Source organism: Niastella populi (assembly GCF_002078015.1).
Classification (GTDB): Bacteria; Bacteroidota; Bacteroidia; order Chitinophagales; family Chitinophagaceae; genus Niastella; species Niastella populi.
Window position 1 is genome coordinate 24,750 of sequence record NZ_LWBP01000225.1, and the last position, 14,152, is coordinate 38,901.

A 14,152-nucleotide genomic window follows, 5' to 3' on the forward strand; every position below is an offset into this window, starting at 1 on the left:
GGTAAGCCATGGAACAACAGCATTGGAGGCGGCTGGATGGTACAATTATCAAAAGACCCATTGAAGATGAAGTACGGGCCGTACTGGTTCGTGAAAAGGAAATGGGGCATACTTTAAAAGTGTGCATTGGTACCGATAGCCAGGTTAAGGGTAAGGAAACGGAATTTGCTACGGTGATCGTGTTCATTCGCAAAGGGAAAGGTGGTTTTATGTATATACACAACGAAACTACCCAACAAAAGATGAGCATTAAACAACGTATGTTGATGGAGGTTTCAAAAAGTATTGAGATAGCGTATGCCTTATGTCGCCTGTTTACTATTTACAATGTCGACATGGAGGTGCATGCAGATATCAATACCAACCCCAACTTTAAAAGTAACGATGCGTTGAAAGAAGCCATGGGCTATATTATGGGGATGGGTTTTGTGTTCAAAGCCAAACCACACGCCTTTGCCAGCTCATGCTGTGCGAATAAGGTAGTTCAGTAAATACACTTATCCGGGGGGTAAAGCCTCCGGGTAAGTTTCAAATAATTAACCTGTTAAAACTATTTACAATGAAGAAGAGTACACTGTTCATAATGAAACAAATGGCAATGGTGCAATGGCACCGCAGTTTTCGATCGAAACCAAAAAGATCATTATGGACACAAAACTCGTTCGTGAATTCGGTACTGAAATTCTTTCGTATCGACTGCGTACTGTAAGGCAAAAAAATCGCATGCAGTACGAGGATTTTGATAAGCAATTATTGAAGATCAACAGAAGGCAAAAGGAGCTGTATCATCAACGGCGTAACCTGGGCTGGGAACCCCTGATACCACCGGTACAAATAGGATGGAAACGATTTTTTGTATTGAGGGAAGATGTGGCAACCGGAAAGCATAAAGAGTTCTTTGAGAATATTCTTCGCAAGATCAATACCTGTGACTGGAGCCATCGCAAGGATTTTATGGTTAAGTACCGGCGGTTTGGAACAAAGAAATACCGGGAAAAAAAACAAAGCCTGTTACGGCCCGCTGAATGGACGTTTAACAGAATGGATTTTACGGAAGATGAAAAAAGATTTTTTTACGAGGTGTGGGAAACCGATTGCAGGAATGAGATGGTGAAGCGATATGTTTTTAGCGAGCCCTGGCGGTTTGTTTTGCGGGTGCGCCCCAATATTATTGATCAGGTAAAAAAAAGGGATGCATTGATTGAAAAGGAAATACAGCAGATCTGGAATTACCTGCGCCGGAATCGCTACTGCCGCCGGTTAGATAAATTGACATATGGCACAGTACACTGGAGTTTAAGAGATCATAATGAAGATCCGCGGGAAAAGAATTTCTTAAAGAACAAACCAATACCAGAAATCCTGGATGAATTGGCTGATGAATTATTGTAGATAGTATTTTAAAATATTAACAGCGTCGAAAGATGCATTAAGAAGCTTCCCTAACCGGAAGACCGGCATATCACCGATCGAAAACAACCGTGGTTGGTGTTTCAAAGAAGCACTGCAGTGCAGACGTAGTAACTATCTGTATGCTGTGGTAAGATCGTAATGTGCCGGCAAATCGTGTAGGTCAGGGGTTCGAATCCCCTTCCCGCTCTAAAACGGGGTAGTTCAGCGGTAGAACAACACATTTATACCTGTGGGTTCGAGTCCCACATCCTGGTATTGCCGGGATTGGCGAAAATGGTAAACGCAAAGCACTTAGGATGCTTGATTCCAGGAAGTACACCGCTTCCCAAAAAATGGTGAATGCAACGTAAAGCCGGCTTATTGACCCGCCGTTGCCGCCAACAGGCGGAGCGGCAGTCTGGTAAATGCCCTGCAGGCAATCAGGAGCCAATGCGGCTTATGCCACTTCATTCAAAGAAATAGTGTGTTGAAGATGCTACAACATATAGGTCAATGAAGAACTGGTATAACGAACATCGGTGAATATTGCTTCCGCAATTACGGGACGGAAAATAATACCCGGCTTTATTTTTTAACCTTTTAAAAAAGTACCAATGAAAAATATTCATGTAAACGCCTACGAGGTGGCCCTTGTGTTTAAAAAAGGCGTATACCAGCGAATGCTGAAAGAAGGAAATTACTGGTTCTGGAAAAATGAAAACGTAAATAAATACAACATTACTCAGCCATTCGTGGCGCCTGTTGAGCTGAACATCCTGTTGCAGGATGCGGTGTTGGCAGATGCACTACACGTAGTGGATGTAAAAGATAATGAGATCGTATTGCATTACGAGAACGGGCTGCTGAAGCAGGTGCTTGCCGCCGGCCGTTACACTTTCTGGAAAAGTGTGATACAGCGCAATTTTGTTCGTGCCGATATCGGTAAAGTGGAGATCACCGAAAACATCGACCGTTCCACTTTGCAGAATAAACTGGTAGCTCCTTACGTGCGCACCTTCATCGTTGAAAGCCATGAACAGGGTGTTTTGTATATAGACGGAAAGTTTGTGCAGACACTGGATGCGGGTGTATACAACTGGTGGAAGAACGGGATTGCGATACAGGTGAATAAACTGGATATGCGTCAGCAGCAGGCGGAGATCAACGGACAGGAGATCCTGACAAAAGATAAAGCCGCGCTGCGCATCAATGCCTGGGCGCAGTACATAGTGAAGGATGTTGAAAAAGCTGTGCTGCAGAATAAAGATTTCAGCTACCAGCTGTATGTGGTGTTTCAGTTGGCGCTGCGTGAATACGTAGGTGGATTGCCATTTGATGAATTGCTTGAAAAGAAAGATAGCATAACCACCTTCATTCTGGAAGCTGTAAAGGAGAATGCAGAAGCGCTGGGTGTTGAAGTGAATGGTTTTGGGATCCGTGATATTATTCTGCCAGGCGATGTGAAGGAGATCATGAACCAGGTGCTGATCGCTGAAAAGAAGGCACAGGCGAACATCATTATGCGTCGTGAAGAAACTGCCAGCACACGCAGCCTGTTGAACACTGCCAAACTGATGGAAGAAAATGCTATGCTGTGGAAACTGAAGGAAATGGAATACGTGGAAAAGATAGCAGACAAGATCAGCAATATCAGTGTTAACGGCAATGGCGTATTGCTCGATCAGTTGAAGCAGATCCTGATATCACAGAAATGACCAGCCTTTCTTTAACAAGGCGTGCCACGGTTACATCTGCAGCGCCGGGAAACCGTGGCACACCTGACGGTAACCGCCCGAACGGGCAGGTAACTGTAAGTTGTATAGCCTTGAGAATGTAAGCGGTTCCGCTTCGGGCGGAACTGCTTTTATCAGCATTCGGTTAAGCCATTGTTAGAACCATTAAAAGAATTAAATATGATGACCGAAGTGATCAACACCATTGAAACAGAGCTCAATCAAACCTTTGATGAATTATTCAAATGGTTTGATATTGACTATGAGCTACTGAATTACACCCCCGATAACAAGGGATGGAACATTCGCAGAATACTTGAGCATATATCGCTGACTAACCATTATTTACTCATGCTCATAAGCAAGGGTGCAAGAAAAGCCCTTGAAAGAGCAAAAAAAGAGGATTTTATGGGAAGTCTGATAAATTATGATCTCGATTGGGCACGTTTAAAAGTGATCGGTGAACACAAGTCGTTCGAATGGAGCCGGCCCGGCCATACGGAGCCGCGGGGCAAAATACGCGTGGCGGAAATACGGCAGGAGCTGGAACAACAATTGAAGCAATGTCACACCCACCTGCTGGCTTTACAGCGAGGTGAAGGTGTTCTGTACAAAACAATGATGAGTGTAAATAATTTAGGTAAAATTGACGTTTACCACTATATATACTTTCTCATTCAACATGCCAAAAGACATATTACTCAAATGGAGCGTGTTGAAGTTGAGTTCAATCTTGGCGTTAGCTGAAAAAAAAACAAATTATGGCGAAGTTAAAGATATCAGGAAAAGAATTAAGGGCTATCGGTTATCCGGAAGGACCAGTGATAAGCATAGCCATGAATATAATGGAGAAGAATTACAAGCATGAGAAAAAGGAGGATGTGATGGACCTATTGAGAAAGATCCTGAGTGCTCCGGTGGAGTATGAAAATGATGCGGTATTGGGTTTGATAGCCCAGCAACTTATACCAAAGAAGGAGGAAGTACCTGGTGAGCTTATTGATTTGAATAAAACAGGTATTCTATTTAATGTATTTGGCGGGGAGAATATTGAAGAAGGCGCCATGCACCAGATGCAACAGGCAGCACGGTTACCAATAAGTGTGGCCGGCGCCCTGATGCCCGATGCACATGCCGGATATGGATTGCCTATAGGCGGTGTGCTGGCAGCGGAAAATGCGGTGATCCCCTATGGGGTTGGTGTTGATATCGGTTGCCGGATGTGTTTGAGCGTTTTTCCTATTAACCCAAAACAACTGGTGCAACGGGAGCATTTATTTACCCGTGAATTGAATGAAGCAACCTTGTTTGGTAGCGGGAAAGTATTTGATGACCCTGTTGATCATGAAGTGATGGAGCGGAAAGAGTTCGATGAGTTGCCATTGCTGAAGGAGCTGCAGACAAGGGCCTGGAAACAACTTGGGTCGAGCGGATCGGGTAATCACTTCGCGGAGTTCGGGTTGGTTGAAGTAACCGAAAAAGATGCCATCCTGGGAATCGATGCAGGATTGTACGTTGGGTTATTGACGCATTCAGGTTCAAGGGCATTGGGTGCGAACATTGCCAATTACTATACCAAAATAGCAAGAGAGAAAAGACGTTTGCCCGGTGATGCCGCTAACCTTGCCTGGTTACAGTTAGATGAAACCGAAGGTATCGAATACTGGATGGCGATGAACCTGGCCGGTGACTATGCATCTGCATGCCATCATGTAATTCATGCAAAGCTTGCAAAGGCAATAGGTGAACAACCATTGACAATGGTAGAGAACCACCATAATTTTGCGTGGAAGGAAATGATGGTTGGCGACGACGGAAAGATGAAGGAATTGATCGTTCACCGTAAAGGAGCAACGCCAGCAGGTAAAGATGTATTGGGTATAATTCCCGGTTCAATGACCGCTCCCGGATTTATAGTGAAAGGAAAAGGGCTGGCCGCTTCGGTTTCTTCTGCATCGCATGGCGCCGGAAGAAAAATGAGCCGTAGCAAAGCCCTGAATTCAATAACACATAAAGAGTTGAAAGAGCAGTTGCAACGCTTTGGAGTGAAATTGCTGGGTGGCGGCCTCGATGAAGCGCCGCATGCATACAAGGATATTGAAATGGTGATGAAAAGCCAATCGGCCCTTGTAGACATCGTTGGTAAGTTCATGCCTAAAATTGTAAAAATGGATGGTACCGAACCAAAGAAATGGAAAGTTAAGAACCAGTTGGACGGTGAATAAATGATATATGTCGTGCCGACAGCGTTGGGACGGCATAGTCATTTAGTTCATTGCGTAGCTGATATTTTTTCGAACAAATAAGAAAGCGGGCTTTGCTCCAGTATAATACGGTGCGATTGCCCGCTTTCTTCTTTCCATTTAACCAGCCTGATGTTATCTCCCTCGATCTCTATACCGGTAATATCCCCGTCGATAAAGCAACAACAACCGCTATTGAAGTAAGAGGGAATGACCATGGTTTTATGAAATTGTTTACCGGCATACTCCGCTTTTCTCTTCTCCAGTTCCGCCTCTATGTCCCGTATGGCAGTAGCGTCTTCTTTTGCCCTTGTTTTTTCCAGTTGTTTGTTGAGTCGCTCGATATGATCGAGAGAGGCGAATACAGGTTTATGCGTGTGTCCTGAAATGAACAGCAGGTCTTTTTGCGTGGCGCTCCATTCGTACATCATGATATTATGTTTATCAACCAGCTCGAACGAATCGGAAGTTGAGTTGATGCTTATTTCGAGGAAACGTTGCAGGGGCGTCCATATGGCAGCAACAAACCAGGTGCTGAATGTGTTACCATCGCTTTTTTGATCGCCCTGGTGCCCATGTGTACAAAAGATGGAATATTCGCGGTTATTGTATGTGGTGGTAAGTATGAGCCCTTCGTATATCTTCAGCTTATCGCCAAATACGGGTTTGAGATAACGCATGCGCGGAAACTCATATTTCCATTCCAGGTCGTGGTTACCAAACACGCGATAATAACGGTTGTCCTGCAGGAACCGAAGTTCTTCCTGAAATTCGGCTTTGTTCATTTCCATAACAATATCGGGTTTGTTCTCCCAAAGCTCTTCGCAATCGCCAAGGTTAATTAAGTAGAACCCGTTCTTATAATAATAGTCGAGGGCGTTCAGGTAATTTTTTTCAGCAGGGCGAAAATCATCGGCCAGGTCGCGGGCGCCTTTATGTGCGTCGGAAAAGATGATGAATTTGCCGGTATTCAGGTCGAACGGTACTCTTATGCCATAGGTTTCTTTTGTATACTGAATGTTGTTCAGCAATGCTGTTAAGGAGGCAAATACCTTGTCCTTTTCGGGCGAGGAGGATAACCGCGCGGCCAGCCTGGTAACGGGTCGTTTAAATAAGCGCTGCAACAATTTTTTCATAGTCGAAAAATCAGGTTTTTCAATTCCCTGAAATTTATTACTTTAGTAAGATAGCAATTCACAGTCATTTAAAAATCAATACGGTTCCGCTGTATGCCTGGCATAAAGATCATGCCGGGTTCTTTCCTGAATCCCTGCCCGACTATTTAAACAGGCAGTCTGCTCCAAATAAAATAAAGATTGCCTGCGAACAAAATACATGCTTCCATGAAACAACTATCGTTTGCGCCTCCCGCAAATTTGCAACGCTGGTTTTGGGTATTGCTGGCAATTAACTGCCTGTTTATTATTGCTTCAAAATGGTATATGCAGCCGCTGTCGACAGATGAAATAGTTCGTTTTGAACTGGCTAAAGACCTGGCTGTGGCTGAAAGGATCGTTCAGTATTGGGAAACTTATGGCAAACTCAACCATGCCATAATTGGCATTTACCTCGACTTTGTATTTATCGTTTTTTATACCTCCGGGCTGCTCGTGGCCAGTTTGTATTTTAGCCGTTTAAGCGGCCATGAAATACTGATGCGTACCGGCCGGTTTGTGGCTTACCTGCTGATCGTAGCCGGCATTTGTGATGTAATAGAGAATATTGCCATGCTAAAAAGCCTGCAGGGCACGCCTACCCGGTGGTCGGTATTACTGGCATACGATATGGCCACTACCAAATTTTCGATAGTTATATTGTCGGCACTGTTTATAGCAGTGTGCCTGGTGTTCAGGCTGCTGAGGAAAATTGTGTTGTGAGGTACGTTTACACTTTTATATAGATCTTCTTTTTGTCCATAAAATACACTATAAGCCAATAAAAGCCGATCATACACAAGGCATACAGCAACGAGCCATTTTTAAGGTTGTCTGAAACGGGTTTGCATACATGCTGGTAGAACCAGGGCAGCGCGCTGGTATACACTTTTTTCCCATCTTCATTTGTATGATCTACCCAGCGGAAAAGCGCAATGACGCGGGGTAAGAAGCCGCTGAGGAAGAATATGAACAATGCGTTCTTGCCAAACACATCGAAGAAGCGGCTCCAGGCGCCTTTGGCTTCCCTGAACTCAATCAAGAAAATGCAAAATGAAAGCACCAGTATGGCGAGGCCTGTTGTATAAAGTACATAGGAGCTGGTCCATATTTTTTTGTTGATGGGGAATACCATATCCCAGGCATAGCCGGTAAAGACGAGGATGCAGCCGGCGATCAGCAAATGCGCCAGCATTTCGAAGTTCTTTCCCTTTTGTTGAATATAAAAGCCAACGAAATAACCAAAGATCACCTGCACAATGGAAGTGAGCGTGCTGCTGATCCCTTCCGGGTCAAATGCCACTCCTTCGCCATGGTACATATGCGATTCACCCAGAATGGCTTTGTCGATAGGTACGCCAAAATATCCGTTCAGGCTATACGGGTCGGCGGGGTTGCCGAGAAACAGGCAAAGCATCCAGTAAGCCAGTAACAGCACAACGGCGGTAACAAATGCGCCGCGTATTTTAAAGAAGTATATGATCAGTGAAGCAAATAAATAACAGAGTGCAATACGCTGCAATACCCCTAAGATGCGAATACCGATAATAGTACCGTTTGCACCGGCATACTCCCAGGCTTTGAATACCAGTTGGTCGTTATCCCACCTTACGAACGGCGACCAGTTAAGAAAAAAGCCTATAAGGAAGATGAGAAAAGAGCGGGTGAATACCTTTTTGAGAAAGGCGGAAGTACCTGCTGCTTCAAGCCGCGGCATAACAAATGATAAGGCATTACCTACTGCGAACAGGAAAAAGGGAAAAACGAGGTCGGTAGGGGTACAACCATGCCAGTTGGCATGAGCAAGCGGTGCATACAAATTAGACCAGCTTCCGGGATTATTTACCAGTATCATTAAAGCAACTGTGGCGCCCCGGAATACATCGAGGGAATAGAAGCGTTTTTGCAAAATGTTACATTTAACATGAAAGATAAGGAACCGGTAAACAGGAAACAAGATATTGAACATGAAGCCGGCACTAACAAATAAAGGATAAAAAATGCGTTTTTTTGCGAACAGGCGGTAGCTTATTGCTATCAACAATATTTATTAATTCGTATGCGTTTTTGCCATGAATTTTAGATAAGGTGAATGTCGGGGGGGTGGCAGGGTTTACATATTAGTAATATTCCCTGTAACAGTTGCGGGATGGGGGTTTCTGAATTTCTTCCGTTTATAGTGCGGCAATTTTGAAGCAATAAATAATACCCATGTTTTAAAGCATAAGGAGGGTTTATTATTGAAATGTTTATTTACCTTGCGGCATTCGCCGGGCAGGTGTCAAATGAGGTGGGTGCGTTCTTATTTAATGTGTATTTTAAATTATTGATAAGTAGTTGGGACTGAGGAATTGGTATTTTTAGTTGAAAAATAAGCGGTTAAGATTTTTTGCACATGTTTATACACATTAAAAAACACCTATATTTGCACGCGTTCAGGTAGCATTTTGCAGGCTTTTGCCGATGGAAGTACCGAAGGGTTAAAACTTCCATGCTTTAGAATAAAAACATGGAAAGAATTCCTGTGGAAGAGCTAACAGTTACACTAATTATATTTCATAGTGGAAGGGTATAAGGAGTACTTCATTGAAGTGGCTCACTTATGCCCTTTTATTATTGTGCCTGGTAGAATAGTTGGTAAGTAAAATGATGTCTTAACTTGTTAAAGAACAATCGGTTGCAGGGAAAAAACTGTGACTGACGAGGCGAAGCTCTGCCTTGTTTCGACCTGATTTCACCAGCGTTTTTGTTAATAATTAATACAGTTTTAGAGGGGTATTTGTTTTACCCGGCATTATTTTTTCGGTATGCCTGCACCAACTTCAAAAAAATGGTTTGCTGTTTATACCCGGCCCCGCTGGGAAAAGAAGGTGCATAAGCTGCTTGAAGAAAAAGGCATTGAGAGTTATTGTCCGCTCAACAAAGTACATCGCAAATGGAGCGACCGGATAAAGATCGTAGACGAGCCGCTTTTTAAATCCTATGTATTTGTAAAAGTGAATGAGGAGGAAAAAACAGCTGTTCGAATGACCCAGGGGGTGGTGAACTTCATTTACTGGTTAGGGAAGCCGGCGGTTATTAAAGAGAAAGAAATTGTCACCATTAAAAAGTTCCTGAACGATCATCACGATGTGGAAGTGCGGCCTGTTGATATTATTAAAGCGGGTAAAAAGGTGATGGTGCAAAGCGGCATATTGATGGGGAAGGAAGGAACGGTGAAAAAGGTATTGCATAAGAAGGTGGAGGTGGTGATTGAAAGTATCGGGTTTGTGCTTTCGGCTTATATTGATAAAACAAAAATTTTATTGCTTGACAAATAATCCATTGCATAACCTTAATCACAGCATGAAATATTTTACGGTTGTAATAAATGTCCTGGCTGTTACGATTATTACCACTTCGTGTGGTAATGTAAAAAACTTCCAGTATTTACAGGGCTCTTTTGATTCTGTTCGGCTAAGCAAAGTAGAAATACCTGAACCAGTAATACAGAAAGGAGATTTGCTGGCAATTACAGTATATAGTGATGACCCCCTGGCTACAGCAGCGGTTACGCGACAGGCCGGCGGCATCTCAACCTCACCCTTGGCGTTTTCAACTGAAAACAGCAGTAGTAGCTCCCTGGGCTCGGTTGGATCTGGTTATCTTGTTGACCAACGAGGCTATTTACAGTTATACAAGTTGGACCCAATTGGGGTAGAGGGTTTAACAAAATATCAATTAGCAGATACCCTTGAATATTTTTATACAAAAAAGGATTTGTTAAAGAATCCGTATGTTGAGGTGCGGTTTTTGAACTATAAGATTACCGTGATCGGGGAAGTAGGCCGGCCTGGCCCTTTTACGGTTCCAACTGATAAGATCAGTGCATTTGAAGCAATTGGCCTGGCGGGCGATATCACAGCATCTGGTCGAAGGGATAATGTGTTGGTGGTAAGAGAAATTAACGGAGTTCGTACATTTGGTCATCTGAATCTTCAGGACCCCAATGTATTTTTATCTCCTTATTATTATCTGCAACAAAACGATATGGTGGTTGTGGATGTTGCCAAGAATAAGGCAGCAGTAAACAATCAGAGCACTATGCAGTATGTTTCACTAGGCGCTACCCTTTTGTCAATTACTGCCGTATTTATTAGTATATTCAGAAGATAATCTATGTCAGAAGAAATAAAACCCAATCAACGGCCGAAGTTAACTATCAGCCCCCGTGAAATAATTTTTCGATATATACGCTATTTACCATGGGTGATAATTTCAATTTCCCTGTCGTTGGTAGTTGCTTATATAAAGCTGCGTTATTCCACACCTATGTACAGTGTAGCAGGCAAATTGTTGGTAACAACCCAAACACAGTATGGAGGAGGGGATAAGTTTGATGACATATTCAGTATGCAGAGTAGCAATAACAAGCTAAACGATGAAATAGAGATCATCAAATCCCGGTATATGGCAGCAAGGGTTATTCGTTCGCTGGGTTTACAAAAACAGGTATATAATAAAGGGAAGATCCGTTCTTCGATCATTCACTCTGCAGACGTTCCTTTTAATTTCGAAATTTTATCAATTACGGATTCTTCCAAGGGTTTTAGCGTGCGGGTAACATTTTCGGGTGAGGATCAATTTTTGTTAAATGAAAAACCACAAAAGCATTTTTTTAATGAGACAATCAGCTTTACCAATGTCAGCTTTCGAATAACGGCTAACGGAAAGGACCGCCGAACCTTTAGTAACGATTTTGTTATAACCTGGCAACCAGCAGAAAGCCTGGCACCGGTATTAAGCAAAGGAATTAATGTTGTACGTATAAACGACGTTAGCAATGTACTGAACCTTGCGTATTCAACAGAGAACCCCAAGCAGGGCGTTGATGTAGTGAACCAGTATATGAAGGAGTATCAGCAGGCCAGCCTGGAAGATAAAAAGCAGATTGCAGCACAAACACTTTCGTTCATTGATGAACAACTGGATACTGTGTTTCATGAGTTAGGAGGCGTGGAAAAGAATTTGCAAAAGTACCGTGAAAAGAATAGAATATTCAGACCCGAAACGCAAGCAGAGTTGACATTAAGTGAGTTTTCTGACAACAGCAAGGAGCAATCTGCCCTGGGGGTAAAGTTAAAGGTGATCGATTATTTAATTAATTATCTTTCAGACAATAAAAATCAGTTTAGTATCATCCCATCTACCTTGGGTATTGAAGACCCCACTTTATTGCAACAGACGAGTCAATTTAACAAGCTGCAACTTGAGCGGGAAGCGGCTCTTAAGAACACAACCCCCAGCAACCCACGCATGGTGTCTATTGAAGGGGTCATTCAAAAGTTGCGGCTGGATATGATTGAGTCGTTGAAGAATGTAAGGCAGGCACAGTCATTGATCATGGAACAATTATCCGGTAAAAGTCGGGAAGCGAACCGGGTAATCACGGCTATCCCTTCAAAAGAAAAGCAGATGCTGGAAGTAACCCGCCAGCAAAGTATTTTACAGGAATTGTATCAATATCTGCTACAAAAAAAACTTGAAACTGCTATTGCATCTGCTTCTACTATTTCCAATATCAAGGTCATTGAGCCGGCTATAGAATCAAATGTTCCGGTGAGCCCTAATAAAAAAGGGCTATATATAATGGCGTTGTTTATAGGAATCGCTATTCCTGTTGGTTTTATATTTATCAGAGAGTACCTTGACGATAAAGTAAAAAGCAAGCTTGATGTTCAGCAAAGTACGGATGCACCGATATTGGGCGAAATTGGTCATGCCGACCAGGCCACAGCACTTGTTGTTACCCGTAATAACCGGAAAGTTATCGCTGAACAATTCCGCATTGTTCGTTCCAATCTGCAGTATGTATTGCCAAAAGTGGAAAAGCCTGTGATCATTGTTACTTCTTCCTTTAGCGGTGAAGGCAAGTCGTTTATCAGTACTAATATGGGGGCAGTACTGGCTTTGTCGGGTAAGCGTACTGCAATTCTGGAATTTGATATCCGCAAACCTAAGATATTAAAAGGGCTGGGTTTACATGAACGAAAAGGCATTACAAACTATATTATAGGTAGCCTTGACTTACAGGAAGTTATTCACCCGGTGCCTGATGTGGAAAATTTATACGTGATCCCCTGCGGACCAGTGCCTCCCAATCCTGCCGAAATGCTATTGAATGAAAAGGTGGATCAATTATTCGCGGAGCTTAAGAAAAGGTTTGATGCCATTATTATTGATACGGCGCCGGTTGGGCTGGTAAGTGACGCCATTACGCTGGGTCGCTATGCTGATTCATCAGTATATATTGTACGGCATGGCTACACAATGAAAAAGCAAATTCAATTGATTGATGATCTGTACCGGAATAATAAACTACCCCATCTTTCAATTATTATAAATGACATTCAGTCCCAGGGCGGATATGGAGGCTATGGCTATGGTGATTACGGTTATGGTTACGGTTACGGTTATGGCTATGGTACGGAAAAAAATGGCTCAGGATATTTTGAGCGCGAGAAGGATAAGTCATCGCGACTAGCCAAATGGTTTTCAAAGTCTAAAAAAGATAAAGTTTAATTAAAAGATATGGTCTCTCAGATAAGTGTTGTTCGGACTATTATTTTTAAAACTCAACCATAATGCCCTTAGACTTTTTTATTCACGAATCTGCTATAGCTGATGCCGGAAGCCAAATAGGAAAGGGCACGCGTATATGGCATTTTTGCCATCTTATGCCAGGATCTGTTGTTGGCGCAAATTGTAACATTGGTCAAAACGTATTTATTGATAACAATGTAGTAATAGGAAATGGTGTTAAGATTCAAAACAATGTTTCTGTTTACAATGGAGTAGTTATAGAAGATGGCGCATTTCTTGGCCCATCGATGGTCTTTACTAACGTTATAAATCCAAGAAGCTTTATTGAGAGGAAAGATGAGTTTAAAACTACCATTGTTCGTAAAGGAGCTACTATAGGCGCAAATGCTACGATCGTTTGTGGTGTTGAGATTGGAGCTTATTCGTTAATAGGAGCAGGCTCTGTAATTACTAAGTCAGTTCCTGCATACGCGTTAATGGTAGGTAACCCGGCAAGGCAAATTGGATGGGTGAGTGAAGAAGGACACCGTTTGGATTTTAATGAAGTAGGTGTGGCTTTTTGTGAAAAAGAGAAGCAGCAATATAGTTTGATAGATGGAAGTGTTCAGAAAGGATTAAAAAAATTTAGCAAAACATGAATCACGAACGGGCTATAAAGGAATGGGATCTGATAATTGAGCCCCAAACTTCTCTTTTCAACTTACATCTTAAGGATATATGGCGATATCGCGATCTGCTGGGATTATTGGTAAAGCGGGATATAGTTTCTTTTTATAAACAAACTATATTAGGGCCTTTATGGTTTTTTATTCAACCTCTTTTTACTACGCTTACCTATATAATTATTTTTGGAAATTTAGCTGGTTTAAGTACCGACGGGCTTCCCCAACCCTTGTTTTATATGGTTGGTATTGTTGCGTGGAATTATTTTGCAGAATGTTTAACAAAAACCAGTACTGTCTTCAAAGACAGTTCTAACATTTTCGGAAAAGTTTACTTCCCGCGGCTTATCATGCCGCTGAGCATTATAGCCAGTAATCTTGTTCGC

Annotated in this window: 14 protein-coding genes and 1 tRNA gene; 13 read left to right on the plus strand and 2 right to left on the minus strand. The window is 42.6% G+C overall.

Features of this window, described 5'->3' with window-relative positions; genetic code table 11:
• The first annotated feature begins 8 nt into the window (after positions 1-8).
• The 7 genes from A4R26_RS29435 to A4R26_RS29455 all read left to right on the plus strand — a co-directional run bounded on the left by A4R26_RS29435 (position 9) and on the right by A4R26_RS29455 (position 5,350).
• Positions 9-491 (plus strand): ribonuclease H-like YkuK family protein, encoded by a 483-nt coding sequence (locus A4R26_RS29435; RefSeq protein ID WP_081170109.1) that lies wholly within the window; start codon positions 9-11, stop codon positions 489-491.
• 68 nt (positions 492-559) lie between these two features.
• Complete coding sequence (locus A4R26_RS35250) at positions 560-709, plus strand: hypothetical protein (RefSeq protein ID WP_165760464.1); 150 nt, start codon at positions 560-562, stop codon at positions 707-709.
• 14 nt (positions 710-723) lie between these two features.
• Positions 724-1,392: a hypothetical protein gene (locus A4R26_RS29440; protein ID WP_133054820.1), complete on the plus strand. Its 669-nt coding sequence runs from the start codon at positions 724-726 to the stop codon at positions 1,390-1,392.
• A 211-nt stretch (positions 1,393-1,603) separates the two neighbouring features.
• Positions 1,604-1,665 (plus strand) — tRNA-OTHER (locus A4R26_RS35255).
• Positions 1,666-2,006: 341 nt separating this feature from the next.
• Entirely contained in the window at positions 2,007-3,107 is a 1,101-nt protein-coding gene (locus tag A4R26_RS29445; protein ID WP_081170111.1) for a slipin family protein, read from the plus strand.
• A 198-nt stretch (positions 3,108-3,305) separates the two neighbouring features.
• Positions 3,306-3,872, plus strand: a complete 567-nt coding sequence (locus tag A4R26_RS29450; RefSeq protein WP_081170112.1) for a DinB family protein — start codon at positions 3,306-3,308, stop codon at positions 3,870-3,872.
• Positions 3,873-3,886: 14 nt separating this feature from the next.
• Entirely contained in the window at positions 3,887-5,350 is a 1,464-nt protein-coding gene (locus tag A4R26_RS29455) for an RtcB family protein (RefSeq protein WP_081170113.1), read from the plus strand.
• Between the two features lie 47 nt (positions 5,351-5,397).
• Here A4R26_RS29455 and A4R26_RS29460 read toward each other — a convergent pair whose 3' ends face one another.
• Positions 5,398-6,504 (minus strand): metallophosphoesterase, encoded by a 1,107-nt coding sequence (locus tag A4R26_RS29460; RefSeq protein WP_081170114.1) that lies wholly within the window; start codon positions 6,502-6,504, stop codon positions 5,398-5,400.
• Between the two features lie 207 nt (positions 6,505-6,711).
• Here A4R26_RS29460 and A4R26_RS29465 point away from each other — a divergent pair, with 207 nt between their 5' ends.
• Entirely contained in the window at positions 6,712-7,245 is a 534-nt protein-coding gene (locus tag A4R26_RS29465; RefSeq protein WP_081170115.1) for a hypothetical protein, read from the plus strand.
• Between the two features lie 7 nt (positions 7,246-7,252).
• Here A4R26_RS29465 and A4R26_RS29470 read toward each other — a convergent pair whose 3' ends face one another.
• Complete coding sequence (locus tag A4R26_RS29470; RefSeq protein WP_081170123.1) at positions 7,253-8,431, minus strand: acyltransferase family protein; 1,179 nt, start codon at positions 8,429-8,431, stop codon at positions 7,253-7,255.
• Between the two features lie 898 nt (positions 8,432-9,329).
• Between A4R26_RS29470 and A4R26_RS29475 the strand changes: the two genes are divergently transcribed.
• The 5 genes from A4R26_RS29475 to A4R26_RS29495 form a co-directional block, all read left to right on the plus strand.
• Positions 9,330-9,842 carry a UpxY family transcription antiterminator gene (locus tag A4R26_RS29475; RefSeq protein ID WP_081170116.1) on the plus strand — a complete coding sequence of 171 codons (513 nt, stop codon included), beginning with the start codon at positions 9,330-9,332 and terminating at the stop codon, positions 9,840-9,842.
• A gap of 25 nt (positions 9,843-9,867) precedes the next feature.
• Positions 9,868-10,677, plus strand: a complete 810-nt coding sequence (locus A4R26_RS29480; RefSeq protein WP_133054821.1) for a polysaccharide biosynthesis/export family protein — start codon at positions 9,868-9,870, stop codon at positions 10,675-10,677.
• 3 nt (positions 10,678-10,680) lie between these two features.
• A complete protein-coding gene (locus A4R26_RS29485) occupies positions 10,681-13,083 on the plus strand; it encodes a GumC family protein (protein WP_081170118.1) in 2,403 nt (800 codons plus the stop codon).
• A 62-nt stretch (positions 13,084-13,145) separates the two neighbouring features.
• Entirely contained in the window at positions 13,146-13,742 is a 597-nt protein-coding gene (locus tag A4R26_RS29490; protein WP_081170119.1) for an acyltransferase, read from the plus strand.
• Positions 13,739-14,152 (plus strand): ABC transporter permease (locus A4R26_RS29495; RefSeq protein WP_165760465.1); only part of this gene is annotated, 414 nt, incomplete at its 3' end. The genes A4R26_RS29490 and A4R26_RS29495, both read left to right, overlap by 4 nt.

Coding starts and splice junctions, on each gene's coding strand:
- A4R26_RS29435 (WP_081170109.1), top strand. CDS start 9: ATGGAACAACAGCATTGGAGGCGGCTGGATGGTACAATTATCAAAAGA.
- A4R26_RS35250 (WP_165760464.1), top strand. CDS start 560: ATGAAGAAGAGTACACTGTTCATAATGAAACAAATGGCAATGGTGCAA.
- A4R26_RS29440 (WP_133054820.1), top strand. CDS start 724: ATGCAGTACGAGGATTTTGATAAGCAATTATTGAAGATCAACAGAAGG.
- A4R26_RS29445 (WP_081170111.1), top strand. CDS start 2,007: ATGAAAAATATTCATGTAAACGCCTACGAGGTGGCCCTTGTGTTTAAA.
- A4R26_RS29450 (WP_081170112.1), top strand. CDS start 3,306: ATGATGACCGAAGTGATCAACACCATTGAAACAGAGCTCAATCAAACC.
- A4R26_RS29455 (WP_081170113.1), top strand. CDS start 3,887: ATGGCGAAGTTAAAGATATCAGGAAAAGAATTAAGGGCTATCGGTTAT.
- A4R26_RS29460 (WP_081170114.1), bottom strand. CDS start 6,504: ATGAAAAAATTGTTGCAGCGCTTATTTAAACGACCCGTTACCAGGCTG.
- A4R26_RS29465 (WP_081170115.1), top strand. CDS start 6,712: ATGAAACAACTATCGTTTGCGCCTCCCGCAAATTTGCAACGCTGGTTT.
- A4R26_RS29475 (WP_081170116.1), top strand. CDS start 9,330: ATGCCTGCACCAACTTCAAAAAAATGGTTTGCTGTTTATACCCGGCCC.
- A4R26_RS29480 (WP_133054821.1), top strand. CDS start 9,868: ATGAAATATTTTACGGTTGTAATAAATGTCCTGGCTGTTACGATTATT.
- A4R26_RS29485 (WP_081170118.1), top strand. CDS start 10,681: ATGTCAGAAGAAATAAAACCCAATCAACGGCCGAAGTTAACTATCAGC.
- A4R26_RS29490 (WP_081170119.1), top strand. CDS start 13,146: ATGCCCTTAGACTTTTTTATTCACGAATCTGCTATAGCTGATGCCGGA.